This window comes from Halomonas sp. HMF6819 (assembly GCF_044335525.1).
GTDB lineage: Bacteria > Pseudomonadota > Gammaproteobacteria > Pseudomonadales > Halomonadaceae > Vreelandella.
Window position 1 is genome coordinate 222,699 of sequence record NZ_JBIQVY010000004.1, and the last position, 17,803, is coordinate 240,501.

Sequence of the window (17,803 nt, forward strand, 5' to 3'; positions counted from 1 at the left end):
ATGCCCGTTTCGACCTCGATTGATGGTTTGCCGCTGTGGCAGCGGCGCACCAGCCGCGCCCAGTGGCTGCGCTTTGGCGGCTGGCTCGCGGGCACGTGCCTGTTTCTGCTGTGTTGGAAAGTGATCTCGGACAACACCATGTGGGTGTTCGCCCTGGACGCCGGGCGCCAGGGAAGTGACCTCATAAGCCGGATGCTGCCGCCGCGCTGGGAATACGCGTCCAACCTGTGGCAGCCGATGTGGGACACGCTCAACATTGCCACCCTGGGCACGGCGCTGGGCATCCTGATGGCCTTTCCCGTGGCATTTCTTGCCGCGCGCAACACCACGCCGCACCCGCTGGTGCGAAGCCTGGCGCTGACCGTCATCGTCTCGTCGCGCTCGATCAACTCGCTGATCTGGGCGATGCTGCTGGTCACCATCGTCGGCCCCTGCGTGCTCGCCGGTATCATCGCCATCGCGCTGCGCTCGATCGGCTTCGTCGGCAAGCTTTTATATGAAGCGATCGAGGAGATTCACCCAACGCCGGTCGAGGCGATCAGCGCCACCGGCGCGAGCCGCCTGCAGGTGATGAATTACGGCGTGTTGCCGCAAATCCTGCCGGCGTTTGCCGGGATCAGCGTCTACCGCTGGGACATCAATATCCGCGAGTCGACGGTGCTGGGGCTGGTCGGCGCCGGCGGCATCGGGCTACAGCTCAACGCCTCGATCAACAGCCTCGCTTGGAGTCAGGTCAGCGTCATCTTCGCGATGATTTTCGCAACCGTATTGATCTCCGAGTGGATCTCGGCGCGTGTGCGCCACGCCATGATCTGAGGCTCACCAGGTAGATGTGGCAACCGGGCGAGCCTTGAGCCATGATAAAACCTCATTGACGCCACCGGCTGAGCGCACCATGTCGACACCGTTTTTTTGTCCCTCTTCTCGTTCGTCTTTTGATTTTGTTTTGCCTCGCGCCTGCCGGCGACTGGGAGCGCTGCTGGCGCTTTTTCTGCTCGCGGGCTGCGCCAGCAAGGAGATTGCCACCGCCCCGACGCCGACCACAGCGGGCATATCGATGGAGCGCGCGCTGATTCTTTCCCACGCCCAGCAGGCGATCGGTACGCCGTATCGCTTCGGCGGTAATACGACCAAGGGGCTCGACTGCTCGGGGCTGGTCGAGATGACCTACCGCGCCGCCGGCTTCAAGGTGCCGCGCACCGCCGATCAGCAGTACCGGGCGCTGCCCGGCACCCCTGAGCCGCGCCCGGGGGACCTGCTCTTTTTCGGCAGCGGCACTAAGGCCACCCACGTGGGTATCTACCGCGGCAACCGCCAGATGATTCACGCGCCGGGCAGCGGCCGCCAAGTGGTCAGCGTACCGCTGGACATCGACTACTGGGAGCAGCGCTACCTGGGCGCGGCGTCGTTGGCGCCATGAGCGCGTATGAAAAAAGATGAGAAGTTTCGTTTAAGTACGCCCATTAAGTGTTAATAATGGTAGCCTGTTAAGCGTGATGAATGTAGTCATCCGCGAGCGCCTTATCCATCCGCGTAACGAGTGCCTCGCTGGTTAAACCGCTGAATTGGCAGGCTTGCCCGCGATGCATGACTCACTCCCCGATCTGCTTAAGGAGCAGTCATTGGCTCAGCAACAATTTGATGCCGCGCTGTCGTTGCGAGGTAACGCGCCGCTCTCGGTCGTGCCCTCCAGCGCCTCGTATTCGCTCTGCGAAGCGGCGTTCTATTGTGCCAATGAAGCGATTATTGTCACCGATGCTGAGAACCTCGTCGTCGACGTCAACCCGGCCTTTTGCGAGCTGACCGGGCTTGGCCTGGACCAGGTGGCCGGTAAATCACCCCAGTCGTTCAGCATTCTGGCGCTGGAGGACAGCCGGGCCTCGCGGTTGCTGCACGACGAAGTGCTGTTTCGTGACCGCGGCAAGAGCCAGGTGAGCTACCGGGGCCACGACGGCAAGCCTTATCCGGCGATGATGTCGACCAACCGGGTACGCAATGAGCAGGGTGGGGTGGCCTATCACGTCATCGTGCTGTCGGATCTGTCGGCCATTCCCGCCCACGCGCGCCATCTCGACCGCGAAATCAGCTTCGACTCGCTCACCGGCTTACCCAATCTACACCTTTTGACCCAGCTCATTCAGGAGTCCATACAGCACGCTGACGCCAGGGGCCTGCCGCTGGCGGTGTGCTCGCTCGATATCGACTATTTTCAGACCCTCAACGAGCGGCTGGGCCCCAAACGCGGTGATACCATTCTGGCGGCGTTTTCCCAGCGAGTGAGCCACCTGCTGGTCGGGGATGACGTGCTCGCCCGGGTCGGCGGCGACGAATTCGTGCTGCTCTTACACCATGGGGTGGACGAGGCGTACTTTGAAGCGCTGCTGGACTCGATTCGCCAACCGCTGATGCTCGACGGCCAGAGTATCTACCTCACGGTGAGTCTGGGCGTGACGCTCTATCCCAAAGATTATGCTCAGGGGGACATGCTGCTGCGCCACGCCAACCAGGCGATGTATCGCGCAAAGCAGCGCGGCCGAGATACCTATCATTTCTTCGACTCGGATCAGGACCGTCAACTGCGCCTGCGCCAGGAAAAACGACAGCGCTTTTCCGATGCACTCAGCGATGACGAGTTGCGCCTTTTCTATCAGCCTCAAATCGACATGCGCACCGGCGAGGTCGTCGGGCTCGAGGCGCTGATTCGCTGGCAGCATCCGGATGAAGGGCTGCTGGCTCCGGCGGCGTTTTTACCGGTCATCGAAGGAACTCCGCTCGAGATCGAGCTTGGCGAGTGGGTGATCAACAAAGCGCTGCGCCAGCTCACGGACTGGCAGGCTCAGGACGCTGCGCTTACGGTCAGTGTAAACATCAGCCCCGCCCACCTTCTGGTCAAGGATTTCAGTCATCGCCTTGGCGAGCATTTAGCGCGCTACTCAAGCGTAAGCCCCTCGCTTTTGAAACTCGAAGTGCTCGAAAGCGCCGCCATTCACGATATCCAGTCGGCGCTGGTCAATATGGCGTGCTGTCAAACCCTAGGCGTGGGCTTTGCCATCGACGATTTCGGCACCGGCTTTTCATCGCTGACCCACCTGCGCCAGCTACCGGTGAATTTGATCAAGATCGATCAGAGCTTCGTTCGCGACATGCTGGTCGACCACGACGATATGGCGATCGTCGAGAGCGTGATCTACATGGCCAACCGGTTCAAAAAGCCGATGCTGGCCGAAGGCGTGGAAACGTTGGCCCACGCGAGCGCACTAGTGGCGCTTGGCTGCTATCTGGCTCAAGGCTATGGCATTGCGCGCCCCATGCCCGCCGAGCAGGTGCTCGACTGGATCGAGCGCTGGCCCGAGCGGCTCGAGTGGCAATCCATTAAGCCGCTTTCGAAAGGGCTTTTGTAAGTTCAGCGCTTGTTCATCTTGATCCATTCATCCTCTTGGCCGCTTGAATGTTTTTCGTACTGCTATCATGCCTTCCATCGACGTCGTTTTGAGTTTGACCTCGCGCGAGTGCCTGGCGTACTACGAAGGGCGCTATCGCAACGTGCGCGCCCGGAGCGTCGACGGCCGCTGGGTCGTCTTTCCCGCCGAGGCGCTTCGCCGGGTGGTTGATCAGGACGGCGTTCACGGCGTGTTTCGACTCACGTTTACCGGTGAGGGCCGCTTTAGCCGCATCGATTTCGTCCAAGGATAATCCGCCATGTCCGCCTTCAACCCCGCACCGAGCCTGAGCGAGCTGGTGCTACGCATTATTCCTAACCTCAACCAGGCCGAAACCCTGGTGCTCAATACGCTCGACAGCCTGATCGAAAGCGCTAGCGACCCGCTCGAGGTGCTTCGGCGCAAGGAGCAAAAACAGCAGTTCACTCTCGAGATATACCGGCTGCGCTTGGGACTGGAGGGAGTGCTGGAGCGCTATCGCGACGACGTCAACGCGCTGATCGACAATGAAAACCACCGCTCGCCGCCGCTTTCGCTCAAACCCGGCGAGGAGGCCGTCATCCAGGGCGCTATCGCCATTTACGATCACGTGCGCGCCTTCCAGCGCGGCGAGCGCGCCACGCCCACGCCTCGTTAATTTCCTCTGAATGGCCGTTTTTGGCACCGATATTGCGTCTATAATGCAGGGCTCGCCCAAGGCTTACCCGCCCCGGCGAGCGACAGCGGCCTACCCGGCTTCGCTGTGACTCACTTTGGAGATGACCCATGTCGACCTTACCCGTGACGATGATGGTGGCCCGCCGCGTGGCCAACGGCCGCTATCAGGATTTTCAGCGCTGGCTCAACGAAGGCCGCGACCTGGCGGCGGATTTCCCCGGCTACCTGGGCTCCGGCGTGCTGGCACCGCCTCATGGAGACGACGAGTATCAGATCGTGTTTCGCTTTGGCGATCAGCAGATGCTCAACGCCTGGCAGCACTCCGCGTCCCGCGAAGGCTGGCTCAAGCGGGGCCAGGGCCTTTTCGACTCCCCGATCGAGCAGCGCGCCACGGGCCTGGGGGCCTGGTTTCACATGGACGGTGTCGAGCCGACCCCGCGCTGGAAGCAGGCGGTGGCGGTATGGCTGGCGTTTTTTCCCATTTCCCTCATGTTTCAGTGGCTCTTTGGCGCGCTGTTAGCCGACTGGGCGCTTGTGCCGCGCGTGCTGGTGAGCACGCTGGCGCTCACGCCGATCATGGTGTTCATCTTCATTCCGCTGTCGACCCGGCTACTGGCGCCCTGGCTTCAGGGCCGGTGGTCGCCGCGTGAACAGCTGAGCCGCTGGTGGCAAAGCCACCGCTCCCAGGCCAGGCTGTAAGAGCGCTACATCCACTACCACCAGGGAAGGGCCATGATTCACGTACACCATCTCGAGAAATCACGCTCGCACCGGGTTATTTGGCTGCTGGAGCTTCTGGAGCTCGAGTACGAGATCCACGTTTACAAACGTAACGACAAGACCATGCAGGCGCCGAAAGCGCTCAAGGAGGTGCATCCGCTGGGCAAGTCGCCGGTGATCGTCGACGGCGAGCTGACCATCGCTGAGTCCGGCGCGATCATCGATTACCTCGTCGAGCGCTACGGGCAGGGGCGCTTCAAGCCCGAGCCCGAGAATGTCGAGGCGTGGGTCGACTACCGCTACTGGCTACACTACGCCGAAGGCTCGCTGATGCCGCTTCTGCTCATGAGCTTGGTCTTTAGCCATATTCCCAAGCAGTCGCCGGCGCTGGTGCGCCCCGTGGCCAAGGGGATCAGCTCAACGGTCCGTGAGCGCTTTCTTGACCCGCAGCTCGATCAACACATGGCGTTCATCGAAGCGCACCTGCGAGCGAAGGAGAACTTCGGCGGCGCCTGGCCAAGCGGGGCGGACGTGCAGATGAGCTTTCCGATGCTGGCGCTCAAGGGCACCCGCTCGCTTGGCAATTATCCGGCCATCGCGGGGTTCACCCAGCGTTTGGAGAGCGACCCTGCCTGGCAGCGGGTGATCGAGCGCGCCGGGCCGCTGGATATCCTCGAGCGCTAAAGAAGATGCCCGGCGCGCCCCGCGCCGGGCAAACCGCTAGCCAAAGCTTGCCGCGTTGAGCCACAGATGCACCAGGATGCTGGCCACGTAGCCAAGCAGGATCACCGGGGTCCAGCGAAGGTGACCCATGAAGGTATAAGAGCCGCGCGCTTGACCCATGACGGCCACCCCCGCCGCCGAGCCAATCGATAGAAGACTCCCACCGACGCCCGCGGTAAGCGTGATCAAAAGCCACTGCCCGTCGGACATCGCCGGATGCATGGTCAGTACGGCGAACATCACTGGAATGTTATCCACCACCGCGGACACCACGCCGAGCACTACGTTGGCCCAGGTCGGGTTCCAGCCGCTATAGAGCGCCTCGGATAGCAGCCCCAGGTACCCCATGAACCCAAGCCCGCCGACGCACATCACCACCCCATAGAAAAACAGCAGCGTGTCCCACTCGGCGCGCGCTACGCGGTTGAAAACATCGAAGGGCACCACGCTACCCAGCTGCGCGAGCTTTTTATTGTCGCCTTCGCGGCTATAGATTTCGCGCTTGCGTGCAAGCGACTTGGGCAGACTCTTGCGCAGGTAGAAGCCGAAAAACTGCAGATAGCCAAGCCCGGTCATCATGCCCAGCACCGGCGGCAGATCCAGCAGCGTATGGCACAACACCGCGGTGGTGATCGTCAGCAGAAACAGCGCGATGATGCGCCGCGCGCCGCGCTTCATGATGACCTCTTCGTAGACGCTGGCGGGCTTTTGATCCTTGATGACAAGACTCATGATCGTCGCCGGCAGTAAGAAGTTGACCAGCGCCGGCACGAACAGGATGAAGAACTCCTGAAACGGTATGATGCCCGCCTGCCACACCATGAGCGTGGTGATGTCGCCAAAGGGGCTGAACGCCCCGCCGGCGTTGGCGGCGATCACGATATTGATACACGCCAGATTGATGAAACGCTTATCGCCTTCGGCGACCTTGGTGATCACCGCGCACATCAAAAGCGCCGTGGTCAGGTTGTCGGCGATTGGCGAGAGGATGAAGGCGAGTCCGCCGGTCAGCCAAAACAGCGTGCGATAGTTGAAGCCCTTGCGCAGCATCCAGCTTCGCAGCGCATCGAACACTCTGCGCTCTTCCATGGCGTTGATATAGGTCATCGCCACAAGCAAAAACAGCATCAGTTCGGTGAACTCCAAAAGCGTCATCCGAAACGCGTATTCGGAAGTCTCCGAGAGCCCGTTTTGAACGTACACCCAGCCGATGAGTCCCCAGATTATGCCCGCCGCTACCAGCACCGGTTTGGACTTGCGCATGTGAATTTTTTCTTCGGCCATGACCAGCGCGTAGGCCAGCACGAACACGCCAAGCGCCAACAAGCCGACCCCGGTAGTAGTCAAATCGAGCTCGCCGGTGACGGCCAGCGCCGGCGTAGCAAAGCAGGCAGCAATGGCTACCCACAAAAAAAGCCAGCGGCGCGAGGTTCGCGGCTGGCAGTCGTGCCGAGTCAGCGTAAGCATAGGCGTTTCCCTTTAATTTATTGGAATAGGCGTTATTGAAATAGGAATAAGCTCATCGAGTTTAGCAATTCGGGTTTTTCCCCAATACGGAATAAAACCGAACGAAGCGATGGCCTGTTTGATTCGATACGTCTTTTTTTCGCAAATTAACCGTTTCGCTAATAGCCATAAAGCAATGCTCATGGCATATCGACTGGATGAGCCAATTCCGAGATCGAGCCGTCGATCACCGCGCTGCGGCGCCTTGAGCGGCGCCATGACGCGGCTGGCTGCCGTAAGCCCTAGGACGTGCTATGTTGATGGCGCCACGGCCACGGATTGGCCGATAACGCATTTGACCGAGTGCCGACGCCATGAAGGATTCCGCTTTACACCCCGATCGCCGTAAGTTGAACCGCTTTGCTGCGTTGCTGGTAGCGACTGCTCTATCGTCTGGCGCCTACGCGCAAACGCTCATCACCTTTAAATCCTCGTCAGTGGGCACCGCTTATTATCAGATGGGGATCGAGCTTTCCGAGGTGATTAGCGCCGCCACCGAAGAGGATTTCGTGTTAAGCCTCGAGGAGAGCCGCGGGTCGGTCGAAAACGTCATGGAAGTCGCGGCGCGCCAGGGGAACTACGTTCTCACTACGCCTCCGGGCGTCATCGAGCAGGCGCTTGCCGGTGAAGGCCCTTTCGCCCAGCAGCAAAGCCCGCGCTTTGACGACATTCGCGGGCTATTCCCGATTCCGCCGATGACCATGCACTTCGTGCTGGCGGGAGATCATGCTCCCACGGCCATCGAGTCGCTCGCCGGCAAGTACGTGCTGGTTGGAAGCGGCACCTTTAGCGCCCGAGAGGCGCAGCGCTATTTCGAGCTGTTCGGGCTCACCGGCGATATTCGCCTGGCGGACGCCGCGCTGGACAACGGCCCGCAGGCATTGATGGACGGCAAGATCGACGCCTTCGTCACCGCCAGCACCTTTCCAACACCGAACGTGACCGAAGTGGCCACCAGCGTGCCGATCACGCTGTTGTCGTTGACCGAGGAGCAGATCGCGCAAACCGGCGAGCTTGCCCAGGTGATTCCCGGCGGCACTTATCCGGGCGTCGATGAGGACGTTCATACCACGTCGCTTCCGGTGCTGGCCTACACCACGACACAGATGGATGACGATACCGCCTATCGCCTCACCAGGGCGTTCTGGGAAAGTCGCGAAGCCCTGATCCAGCGCGCCGTCTGGTGGGGTGCCGTCACCCCGGATCAGCTGCAGGGCCTGGCCGCGCCGCTACACCCCGGCGCGCTGCGCTACTACGACGAGGCCGGTATCGAAATCGACGATACGCTGCGCTAACGTGCCGGGCCAGATCCTGTTCTAGGCAAACAGGGTGAAGCTTGCCGCAATGAACGCCGCGTACCCAGTAAGCAGCAGGGCGCCTTCACCGCGCGAAAGGCGAAGACCGGTATAGAGAAAGCCGAGCAGCACGATGGCCGAGGCAAGCATTACCCATTGATCGAAAAGCGCCATGCGCTCGACCAGCACCAGCGGCTGAAGAAAGGCGGAGACGCCGAGAATGCCCAGCAGGTTGAAGATATTGCTGCCCAGAATGTTGCCGACCGCTACGTCGGCGTGGCGGCGAAGAGCGGCCACCAGCGACACCGCAAGCTCCGGCAGCGACGTACCGACCGCCACGATGGTCAGCCCGATCACCGCCTCGGAAAGCCCCATTGCCTGGGCGATCCCGACCGCACCATAGAGCAGCAGCTGCGAGCCACCAATCAACAGCGCCAGTCCACCCAGAAGCCCAACCACAATCCAAAGGGTGGCGGTCGGACGCCTGGCCGGTGCCTCCACCAGCACGTTGGCGGGCTCTGGCGCCTCGACCGCCCGGCGCTCGCTCAGGTACGCCCAAGTGAGATAGCCCAAAAGCCCCGCCAATAAAAGCCCCGCGTCGGCTCGGCCGAGTTCGCCGCTAGCGCCCAGCACAATGAAAAGCACCGTTGCCGCCAGCATGACCATCCCGTCGCGTTTGAGCGCCTCTCGCCGGGTAGTCAGCGGGTAGATCAGCGCGCAGAGCCCGAGGATCAGCAGGATATTACCGATATTGCTGCCCACCACGTTGCCGATGGCGATATCCGGCTTTTGATCGAGAGCGGCGTTGATCGACACCACCAGCTCCGGCGCCGAGGTGCCAAAGCCAACAATGACAAGCCCGGTGAACAGCGCCGATACCCCCAAGCGCTCGGCACCTGCCACCGCGCTTCGCACCAACGCTTCGCCGCCCAACGTTAACAGCGCGATGCCTCCCAGGAGGCTCAATAAGTACAGCATGCTCACTCCCTTTTCGGGCGTCAGGGTCCGTCGTTATGCTTAACCTAGTCTGCAAGGCGCTGTCGTTCCACGATTAAAAGGGGAGCTTTAGTACGACGGCTAAAAAAACGCCCGGTCATGGCTGGCGAGCTTTTCAATTAATTGATATGTTATATCATATTTTTTATGGAAAGCCGCTTCAACCCGCTGTATAAACCCGTTCAAACAAGGAGAGTACATGACTCTTTCAACCCGCAAGGCGCTCGGCGCCTTGGCCGTTGGTTCGCTGATGATCAGCGGCCTGCAAAGCGTTTACGCCCAGCAGGACGACCACGCCCACGACGGACACTCGCACGATCATTCTCATGAGCATGAGCACGACAATGGCCACGAGCACGCCCATGATCACGGTCACGACGATTCCCACGACCACTCTCATGATCATTCCCATAACCATGACAGCGATATTTACGCCGGCTACTTCGACGACGACCAGATCGAAGATCGCCCGCTAAGCGATTGGGAAGGCGATTGGCAGTCCGTTTATCCCTATCTGCAGGATGGCTCGCTTGAGCCGGTCTTCGAGAAGAAAGCGGAGAACGGTGGCAAGAGTGCCGAGGAGTATGCCGAGTACTACGAGGTGGGCTACGAAACCCACGTCGATCGCATCGTGATCGATGGCAACCGCGTAACATTTTACGAGGACGGAGAAGAGCGTAGCGCCGAGTATGAGTACGATGGCTACGAAATCCTCGATTACGAAGCCGGCAACCGCGGCGTTCGTTTCATCTTCGAAACCGAAGAGAGCGATACCGACATGCCGCACTACATCCAGTTCTCGGATCACGACATCTACCCGACCGACGCGCACCATTTTCACCTGTACTGGGGCGACGATCGCGAAGCGCTGCTGGAAGAGGTCACCAACTGGCCGACTTACTATCCGAGCGAACTCAATAGCGACGGTATCGTGGAAGAGATGCTGGCGCACTGATCACACCGCACTCCATTCGTTTTATCACCACGCCCCCGGTCCTTGGACCGGGGGCGTTTTTATGGCGATTGGGCAACCCTTAAGCGTTAGGGGTGTCTGATTCGTGCGTTTAGCCAGTATGCGACAAAAAATACTTAATTTATCAAATGTTTGTCTTGAATGCCGAGTTCAATAAACTTTTTTGCATGTAATGGAATGCGTTTGTTAATGCAGTATATCCATGTTATTGGTAAAAAAGTGTATCATAATGTAAACGAAACGGGCTGTAATGATGGCCTGAAACCACGACCCCTTGCTCAAAACGAGCAAGCGAGCGTAAAGGGCGCTGCCTAACCTGATCGATGATCGACCGGACGAGAACACGATGTCGGAACCTCTGGTAATGCCAGTGCCTCCTGTAAAAGAGTGCAGCCTTCAAGCCGTTGCGGTACTTGGATTCAGTGCTGATGGTTCAGCGCTTACCGTTTTGAACGCCAGCGACGAGTACTTACACTTTTGGGGAGGCGAGCGCGACCAGTGGCTGGGGGCGTCGCCCAAACTCGTGGGCTGCGATATCGAGAATCGAAAACTTATGCGCAAACTCTGCCGAGCGCTGGTCAAGGGCGAGATGAGCGACGGTTACTCGCTTTACGGGCTCGATAAAAGCAGCTGGCCGCTCAGTGCACATCAAGCGCCCATGCTCATCGAATGGCGTGTAACGGCGATGACCATGCCCGGCTACGCCCAACGCGTACTGGTGCTGGTGCAGCGCGACATCTCCAAACGGGTCGAGAAAGAAGCCGAACTCGAGCGCTTGGCCACCACCGATATGCTGACCGGGCTCTATAACCGCGCGCGCTTCGATCGACTTCTCAGAACCGAGCTTCGCCGGCGCCACCGCTATGTGCGGCCCTTTTCGCTGATCATGCTGGATATCGATTTCTTTAAGAAGATCAACGACAGCCACGGCCACGACGTGGGTGATCAGGTGCTGGCAAAGCTTGGTCAGCTGCTGATACAGAACCTGCGTAAGGTCGATTACTGCGCCCGCTGGGGCGGCGAGGAGTTCATGATTCTGGCGCCGGAGACTTCGCTTGAACAGGCGGTCCAGCTGGCCGAGAAAATACGCTGCTGCGTGAGCCAGACGCGCTTCCCCGAGGCGGGGCAGGTGACCGTTAGCCTCGGCGTGGTCGAAGCGCGGCTGAACGAGACGCAAAAGAGCGTGATGAAGCGCGTCGATGACGCCCTCTACACCGCCAAGGAGCAGGGGCGCGATCGCGTCAGCTACTAGGCGACGGCTTCAGGCCGGGTCGCGGTCCACGTTGAAGGGCGACCAGGCCTGACGCACCGGCATGATCTCCAAGCGGTTGATATTGATATGCGCCGGGAGCGTGGCCAGATAAAAGAGCTGCTCGGCGATGTCTTCGGCCTGCAGCGGCGTGGTGCCGCGGTAAAGGGCATCGGAGGCGGCTTGGTCGCCCTTGGTACGCACCAGCGTGAACTCGGTTTCCGCCATGCCCGGCGCAAGATCGGTTACGCGCACGCCAGTGCCCTGCAGGTCGCAGCGCAGGTTATAGCCGAACTGCTGCACGAACGCCTTTGACGCCCCGTAAACGTGCCCACCCGGATACGGCCACTGGCCGGCCACCGATCCCAGATTCAAAATACTCGCGCCCGCGCCATGCTCAATCAAAAGCGGCAGAGCAGCGTGGGTAACGTTCACAAGCCCGGTGATGTTGGTATCGATCATGGTGTGCCAATCCTTGAGATCGACTTTCTGCGCCGGCTCCGGCGCCAGCGCCAAACCGGCATTGTTGATCAGGCAGGTCAGCGGTAAAAACGCCTGTGGCAGCTCGCTCAGCGCCCTGGTCACCGCGTCGCTATCGCGCACGTCCAGCGTTAGCGTCAGCACCTCGACCTGATCGGAAAGCTCGCGCTCGAGCGCTTGCAGGCGCTCTTCGCGACGCCCGGTCAAAATCAACGACCAGCCGGCTTTGGCAAAACGGTAGGCGGCAGCGCGGCCGAATCCGGACGTGGCGCCGGTGATTAATACGCTAGGCATCAAAGACTCTCCTTCAGGATATGAACGTGATAGCGCTTTAATGTAGCCGGTTTCGCGCGCGCTTGTGAAGGTTTAACTCAACTTAAGCCGCCATCGATTCTTGATGGTATCCAGCGCCGCGGGGCCGTACGGCACTGTGCGTTGGCCGCTGTAGTGCCCCCAAAGCTGGTCGCCTAGGTCGAAGTGCCACCACTCGCTCGGCAGATTGGTAAAGCTATGAGCGAGACCTAGTTCCAAAGAGTGTTTTATCCAGCTAAAGGATACCTAAAAGATTTAAATTGGGAGGTTGATTACAAGGACTCTGCAACGTCGTTTTGCAACTGCTCTCGCAGGCACTCCAGCAGCAAATCGCGGCTCTGATGTGGGGTATCGCCTCTCCAAATGCAGTGGGATTGATGGCGCCGCGGGGAATCGACCAGAGGAACGAAACGAACGTTGGAAAAGCCCGCCTTGGCCAGCGAGGTGGGCACCAGGGAAACGCCCATTTCGTTGGCCACCAGCGCCAGTACCGTCAACCAGTGAGCCGCCTCGTGGCAGATATCCGGCTCAACATCCTCATGGTGAAACAGGCTGATGATGCGGTCGTAATAGTGCGGCGCCAGCGACCGGCCAAACAATACCACTTCCTCGTTGGCCAGCTCCTTGATGGAAATGAAACTGCGCACTGCCAGCGGATGATTGGTTGGCAGGCAGCAGATGAACGACTCGCCGGAGAGCCCCATGGAGTCGATTTCCTCGGGCAGGGGCATCGAATGGATGAAGCCCAGGTCGAGCTTCTCTTGAGCGACGGCCTCGACCTGCTCGGCCGAATTGCGCTCGATCAGTTGAATTTCGATGCCTGGATAGCGGGCCTTGAGCGCTCTGGTGAGCTCGGGAACGCCGCGAAACAGCATGGTCGGGGTGAATCCTACTCGCACAAGCCCCGAGGCGCTTACCGCAATACGCTGAACGAGCGTCTGGGACTCCTTGAGCTGGCTCAGGATACGCCGCGCCTGATGCTGAAACGCCTCGCCTGCCGGCGTGAGCGACACCCGCTTGCTGTTGCGCTCAAGAAGCCGTACATCGAGCTCGGCTTCGAGCTGACGCAGGCTGGCACTCAGCGGCGGCTGGGAGATGTGCAGACGCTGTGCCGCCCGGCCGAAGTGCAGCTCTTCCGAGAGCACGAGAAAGTAGCGCAGCTGGCGAAAGGTGAGTGCCATCGTAAAAGCTCCAAAGGTTTTTTTCGGATATGACCATACAAAAAAGTGTATCGATAAATCCTAAAACTGTATTGGAAAAGGGCAAGTGGCCCGCTTAGTGTGACGATAAATTATATAATAAGTCCAAGAGGTATATGGTTTGAGTACGCTGATTCATCGCAATATCCCCGATGCCTGGGGGCAGAATCTCTACCGCAATGATCCCGCGCTTACTTGGCTTTTAAACATCTATCTGTCTTCCAGCCGTTGGCGCACCACTCCGAAACCTCTGATGCTTTGGTGGCGCTTTTCGAAGCGTCGCGATAAGCAACGAACAGGTAATCAACCGCGCGACATTAAACGAGCCAATACGGCAGAGGGAGGTAACCCATGGCTGAGCTGATGGGCGCCCTCGGCGACATCAAGGTGATCGACCTGAGCCGCGTGCTCGGCGGTCCTTACTGCACCCAGGTACTGGGAGATTACGGTGCCGACGTAATCAAGATCGAACCTCCCAGCGGCGACGAGACGCGCGGTTGGGGCCCTCCTTTCGAAGGAGATGCAGCGTCCTACTTTCATGGCCTTAATCGCAGCAAGCGCGGTATGGCGCTGGATCTTCGCCAGCCCGAGGGCCAGACCTTACTACTGCAATTGCTGGAAAATGCCGATGTGCTGGTCGAGAATTTCAAGCCTGGCACGCTCGAGAAGTGGGGGCTGGATTACGCAACGTTGAGCGAGCGGTTCCCCCGGCTGATCCATTGCCGCATCAGTGGTTTCGGCGCGGATGGCCCGATGGGCAGTCTGCCGGGATACGACGCTATCATCCAGGCCATGGCCGGACTGATGAGCGTCAATGGTGAAAAGGGGGGCGAGCCGCTGAGGGTTGGGCTGCCGGTGGTGGATATCGTTACCGGGCTCAATGCCGTGATCGGTATCGCACTTGCGCTGCACGAGCGAACGCGCAGCGGCAAAGGGCAGTTCGTTGAAGCGGCGCTTTATGACTCCGGCCTCTCCTTGATGCATCCCCACTTCCCGAACGTATTCTACGGCGGGCCTCAGCCGCGGCGCACCGGCAACGAGCATCCCAATATCGCGCCTTACGAGGTCTACCGTACCGCTACGCAATCCGTCTTTCTCGCGGTGGGCAACAACGCGCAGTTCGCGCGCCTGTGTCACAAGCTCGGCTGCTCTCGGCTGCTGGAAGACGAGCGCTTCGCCAGCAATGGCGCGCGTCTTGGCCATCGCGAAGCGCTTCGCGAGGCGCTGGAAGCCGCCATGGCCGACCGAGACGGAACGGAACTCGCCGAGCAACTGATGCACGAGGGCGTGCCCTGCGGGCCCGTACTAACTACTTCCGAGGCGCTCGCGCATCCGCATACTCGCCACCGTGACATGGTGATCGAGATTGGCGCCTACAAGGGCACCGGCTCGCCCATCAAACTGGCGCGCACCCCTTCACGCTACGATACACCGCCGCCGAGATTCGGCGAGCATACCGATGCCATTCTCAAGGAGGTCGGCCTGACCCAGAATCAGATTAAAGCGCTAAGAGACAAGGGCGTTCTGCCTTAATGGGTTAGGCAAACAAATCACTTTCATTTTTTAATGAGTACGCATGGTCATCATTAATGATTTGAAACTGGAGGGGCGAGGACCACACAGCTTTATCTTCTAAGCGTAGGGTGTCTGTCCAGTTGACTAACGCTCGCCGAGCCACCTTTGGAGCAAGCGAATTGGCACCCATGAACGCTTTGCCCCCTGGCGCCTTTTCATCGACAATGCGTTACTTCCTTTGATAATGGACAGGACGCATGCAAGCAAACGGATTTTTCGATGAGGTAGGGGAAACCATCGGCGAGGCGATTCGCGTGGTGGTGGAGTTTTTGCTGGGTATTTTTGGCAACTTCTTTGGCGCATTCGGCGATTTCATCGACGGCCTGACGCGCTCGCTGGGCATTAACGACTCCTTTTTCAGCATTGCCGTGCTGATCATTGGGCTGTTGATTCTGTGGGGCGGTATCAAGTCGTTTCTGCGCGGGTCGATCATCGGTGGGATCATTCAGACCTTCATCGCGCTGTTCATTCTTTCCTGGCTGATGATGTAACGCCGAGCGGTTGAATGAAATTCATCGGCGCATGACGCATTACCATTTGCTTATTTGGTGCGTTTTGAGATCATTTGCACTCATTTGGTGCCTGAGTGAGTGCGATGAAAACCTATCTTGGCAAAATGCGCGGTGAGCCCTTCAAGCGCGCGCGGGTTGGCTGGCAGGATGCGCTCTGGTCCTGGGTCGGCGCGTTTTCCGGTATGGCGCTGATCTGCTGGCTTAGCGCCCACTGGCTTGGCCAACAGCTGCTCATCGTCGGCTCCTTCGGCGCCACCTCGGTCCTGATCTACGCCGCCCCGGAAAGCCCGTTCGCCCAGCCCAGCCACGTGCTGTTCGGAAGCGTTTTGTCCGCTGCGGTGGGCGTAGCCTGCTATCAGCTCTTGGGCGCCACGCCGTTTTCCATGGCGCTGGCGGTGTCGCTCTCCATTCTGGTCATGCAGCTCACTCATACGGTGCATCCGCCGGGTGCGGCGGCGGCGCTGATCGCCGTCGGCGGGGGGGCGAGCGTTCACGCGCTTGGCTGGTGGTATCCGCTCGCGCCGATCGGCATGGGCTGTGTGGTCATGCTGGTAGTGGCGGTGCTGGTCAACAACCTGGCGCGCCACCGCCGCTACCCGCGCTACTGGTAAGGTCAGAGGCGCTCGAGCTCTGCTTGTAGCGCGAAAATGTGCGCATCGTCCACCTCTAACTCGCGAAGCGCCTGGGCCAGGTTCATCAGGTAGTCACGGTTGGGCCCGCTCGGGCCCACGGCTTCGTGAATATGGCGCGCCATGGTCTCGAGCGGTGCGGGGCCTAAAAATGCCGGATTATCCTCGGTCGCCATGTAGACCAGACCCTGTACCTGACGGCCATCGCTGAGATGGAGCGGGGTGATCTCGCGCAGGTAGCCGTTTTTCTCGCGATGATCCAGCGGGGCGAGCGTTTCCTCGCTGATGCGATACGCCATGCCGTGACACACCGCTTTTTCCACGGGGATCAGCGTGGCGACCCGCCCTGGCGCCTCTGGGGTGCCGCGGTGGTCGTGAGAGCCTTGCCAGAAGCGCCGCTCCCAGCCGGTGATATAAGCGCTTTGCCGCTCCAGAAAGGGAAAATCTGCCTTCCAGATCAGCGAGCCGTAGCCGAACAGCCAGATATCGCCGTTATCATCGAACGGGCGGCGGCTTTGATTTATGGCGGTAGTATCGATCAACATGTAGTCGCCAAAAAGTGGTTAAAAGGCCATGGTAACATGGCGACAAACGCTCTTTGGGAGGCTTTCATGCGCGCGATTTTTCTGGTCGATAACGGCTCGCTCAAACCCGCCGCCGTGTTCAATCTTCGCCGCGTCGCGGCGGCGCTGAGCGACGCGTTGGGCGAGCCGGTCGCGCCTGCATCGCTATTGCACTCGAACAAGATTCCCGCCGAGCAGCTTGGCGGCGAGCCCGCCCGCACCCTGGGCCCCGCCGCCGAGCACCGCGCCGGTGAAGGCGCGCTCGAGATCATCGTCATCCCGTTTTTCTTCGGCGAAAGCCGCGCGCTAACCGACTACCTGCCCAGGCGCATGCGCGAGCTTCAAGAGCGCTTTCCCGAGGTACGCGTGCGCGTGGCGATGCCGCTGGTCGACGAGTACGGCGACAACGACCTGCGCCTGGCTCGCCTTCTGGCCGACAACGTCATGGAGGTGATGCCGGAAGGCGCGCCGCCGCGGGTGGCGCTGGTGGATCACGGCAGCCCGATCTTTGAGGTTACCGCGGTGCGCAACCGTTTGGCGGGTCAGCTAAGCGCGCTTCTGGATGAGCACGCCGCCTGCGTGGCGCCCGCCTCCATGGAGCGCCGCGACGGCGACGAGTACCGCTTCAACGAGCCGCTTTTAGAGCGGCTGCTGGATCGCCCGGACTTCAGCGACGGCCCGTTAGTGGTGGCGCTGCTGTTTCTGTCGCCGGGGCGTCACGCCGGCGAAGGCGGCGATATCGCCGAGATTTGCCGTGAGGCCCAGACACGCCACCCGGGCCTTCAAGTAACGTTCACCCGGCTTGTCGGCGAGCACGACGGCATCGTCGATATTCTGCGCACGCGGGTTCAGCAAGTGATTGATCACGGTCGGGTTCTGCTGGAGCTTGCCCCGCGCGGCGGCGATTGAGTCGAGCCACCAGGTGCCAGATGGCCCAATAGCGAGTAGAATCGCGGGCCTTTCACGGGCACGTG

At 60.1% G+C, this 17,803-nt stretch carries 21 protein-coding genes; 15 read left to right on the plus strand and 6 right to left on the minus strand.

Annotated elements, in window-relative coordinates; all coding sequences use genetic code 11:
• The 7 genes from phnE to ACGLWX_RS13360 all read left to right on the plus strand — a co-directional run bounded on the left by phnE (position 1) and on the right by ACGLWX_RS13360 (position 5,501).
• Positions 1-816, plus strand: a complete 816-nt coding sequence (gene phnE, locus ACGLWX_RS13330) for a phosphonate ABC transporter, permease protein PhnE (protein WP_396240325.1) — start codon at positions 1-3, stop codon at positions 814-816.
• 130 nt (positions 817-946) lie between these two features.
• Positions 947-1,420: a C40 family peptidase gene (locus ACGLWX_RS13335; protein ID WP_396240327.1), complete on the plus strand. Its 474-nt coding sequence runs from the start codon at positions 947-949 to the stop codon at positions 1,418-1,420.
• A 202-nt stretch (positions 1,421-1,622) separates the two neighbouring features.
• A complete protein-coding gene (locus tag ACGLWX_RS13340) occupies positions 1,623-3,401 on the plus strand; it encodes a putative bifunctional diguanylate cyclase/phosphodiesterase (RefSeq protein WP_396240329.1) in 1,779 nt (592 codons plus the stop codon).
• Between the two features lie 67 nt (positions 3,402-3,468).
• Positions 3,469-3,693 carry a DUF2835 family protein gene (locus tag ACGLWX_RS13345; RefSeq protein WP_396240331.1) on the plus strand — a complete coding sequence of 75 codons (225 nt, stop codon included), beginning with the start codon at positions 3,469-3,471 and terminating at the stop codon, positions 3,691-3,693.
• A gap of 6 nt (positions 3,694-3,699) precedes the next feature.
• A complete protein-coding gene (locus ACGLWX_RS13350) occupies positions 3,700-4,077 on the plus strand; it encodes a hypothetical protein (protein WP_396240333.1) in 378 nt (125 codons plus the stop codon).
• A gap of 128 nt (positions 4,078-4,205) precedes the next feature.
• Entirely contained in the window at positions 4,206-4,796 is a 591-nt protein-coding gene (locus ACGLWX_RS13355) for an antibiotic biosynthesis monooxygenase (protein WP_396240335.1), read from the plus strand.
• A gap of 33 nt (positions 4,797-4,829) precedes the next feature.
• The gene (locus tag ACGLWX_RS13360; protein ID WP_396240337.1) at positions 4,830-5,501 is read left to right on the plus strand and encodes a glutathione S-transferase; all 672 of its coding nucleotides are present in this window, start codon (positions 4,830-4,832) and stop codon (positions 5,499-5,501) included.
• Between the two features lie 36 nt (positions 5,502-5,537).
• Here ACGLWX_RS13360 and nhaD read toward each other — a convergent pair whose 3' ends face one another.
• Both nhaD and ACGLWX_RS13370 read right to left on the minus strand, forming a co-directional pair.
• Positions 5,538-7,007 (minus strand): sodium:proton antiporter NhaD, encoded by a 1,470-nt coding sequence (nhaD, locus tag ACGLWX_RS13365; protein WP_396240339.1) that lies wholly within the window; start codon positions 7,005-7,007, stop codon positions 5,538-5,540.
• Between the two features lie 12 nt (positions 7,008-7,019).
• Complete coding sequence (locus tag ACGLWX_RS13370; RefSeq protein WP_396240341.1) at positions 7,020-7,265, minus strand: hypothetical protein; 246 nt, start codon at positions 7,263-7,265, stop codon at positions 7,020-7,022.
• Between the two features lie 95 nt (positions 7,266-7,360).
• Here ACGLWX_RS13370 and ACGLWX_RS13375 point away from each other — a divergent pair, with 95 nt between their 5' ends.
• Positions 7,361-8,341, plus strand: a complete 981-nt coding sequence (locus ACGLWX_RS13375; protein WP_396240343.1) for a TAXI family TRAP transporter solute-binding subunit — start codon at positions 7,361-7,363, stop codon at positions 8,339-8,341.
• Between the two features lie 21 nt (positions 8,342-8,362).
• On the opposite strand, the gene ACGLWX_RS13380 is transcribed toward ACGLWX_RS13375, so the two are convergent.
• Complete coding sequence (locus ACGLWX_RS13380) at positions 8,363-9,319, minus strand: calcium/sodium antiporter (protein WP_396240345.1); 957 nt, start codon at positions 9,317-9,319, stop codon at positions 8,363-8,365.
• Positions 9,320-9,536: 217 nt separating this feature from the next.
• On the opposite strand from ACGLWX_RS13380, the gene ACGLWX_RS13385 reads away from it, so the two are divergent.
• Together ACGLWX_RS13385 and ACGLWX_RS13390 are read left to right on the plus strand one after the other, a co-directional pair.
• Positions 9,537-10,292, plus strand: a complete 756-nt coding sequence (locus tag ACGLWX_RS13385; protein ID WP_396240347.1) for a metal-binding protein ZinT — start codon at positions 9,537-9,539, stop codon at positions 10,290-10,292.
• Positions 10,293-10,656: 364 nt separating this feature from the next.
• Positions 10,657-11,562 carry a GGDEF domain-containing protein gene (locus tag ACGLWX_RS13390; protein ID WP_396240349.1) on the plus strand — a complete coding sequence of 302 codons (906 nt, stop codon included), beginning with the start codon at positions 10,657-10,659 and terminating at the stop codon, positions 11,560-11,562.
• Between the two features lie 9 nt (positions 11,563-11,571).
• Here ACGLWX_RS13390 and ACGLWX_RS13395 read toward each other — a convergent pair whose 3' ends face one another.
• A complete protein-coding gene (locus tag ACGLWX_RS13395) occupies positions 11,572-12,333 on the minus strand; it encodes an SDR family NAD(P)-dependent oxidoreductase (protein WP_396240351.1) in 762 nt (253 codons plus the stop codon).
• Positions 12,334-12,623: 290 nt separating this feature from the next.
• Entirely contained in the window at positions 12,624-13,532 is a 909-nt protein-coding gene (locus tag ACGLWX_RS13400) for a LysR family transcriptional regulator (RefSeq protein WP_396240353.1), read from the minus strand.
• A 139-nt stretch (positions 13,533-13,671) separates the two neighbouring features.
• Here ACGLWX_RS13400 and ACGLWX_RS13405 point away from each other — a divergent pair, with 139 nt between their 5' ends.
• The 4 genes from ACGLWX_RS13405 to ACGLWX_RS13420 all read left to right on the plus strand — a co-directional run bounded on the left by ACGLWX_RS13405 (position 13,672) and on the right by ACGLWX_RS13420 (position 16,248).
• The gene (locus tag ACGLWX_RS13405; protein ID WP_396240355.1) at positions 13,672-13,914 is read left to right on the plus strand and encodes a hypothetical protein; all 243 of its coding nucleotides are present in this window, start codon (positions 13,672-13,674) and stop codon (positions 13,912-13,914) included.
• Positions 13,902-15,083 (plus strand): CaiB/BaiF CoA transferase family protein, encoded by a 1,182-nt coding sequence (locus tag ACGLWX_RS13410; RefSeq protein WP_396240357.1) that lies wholly within the window; start codon positions 13,902-13,904, stop codon positions 15,081-15,083. Before ACGLWX_RS13405 ends, ACGLWX_RS13410 begins: the two co-directional genes overlap by 13 nt.
• Before the next feature lie 239 nt (positions 15,084-15,322).
• A complete protein-coding gene (locus ACGLWX_RS13415; RefSeq protein WP_396240359.1) occupies positions 15,323-15,616 on the plus strand; it encodes a hypothetical protein in 294 nt (97 codons plus the stop codon).
• 104 nt (positions 15,617-15,720) lie between these two features.
• On the plus strand, positions 15,721-16,248 hold the full coding sequence (locus ACGLWX_RS13420) for an HPP family protein (protein WP_396240360.1): 528 nt from the start codon (positions 15,721-15,723) through the stop codon (positions 16,246-16,248).
• Positions 16,249-16,250: 2 nt separating this feature from the next.
• Here ACGLWX_RS13420 and ACGLWX_RS13425 read toward each other — a convergent pair whose 3' ends face one another.
• Positions 16,251-16,811, minus strand: coding sequence for a gamma-glutamylcyclotransferase (locus ACGLWX_RS13425; protein WP_396240362.1), 561 nt, complete (start codon positions 16,809-16,811; stop codon positions 16,251-16,253).
• Between the two features lie 66 nt (positions 16,812-16,877).
• On the opposite strand from ACGLWX_RS13425, the gene ACGLWX_RS13430 reads away from it, so the two are divergent.
• Complete coding sequence (locus ACGLWX_RS13430; protein WP_396240364.1) at positions 16,878-17,738, plus strand: sirohydrochlorin chelatase; 861 nt, start codon at positions 16,878-16,880, stop codon at positions 17,736-17,738.
• The last annotated feature ends 65 nt before the right edge of the window (positions 17,739-17,803 follow it).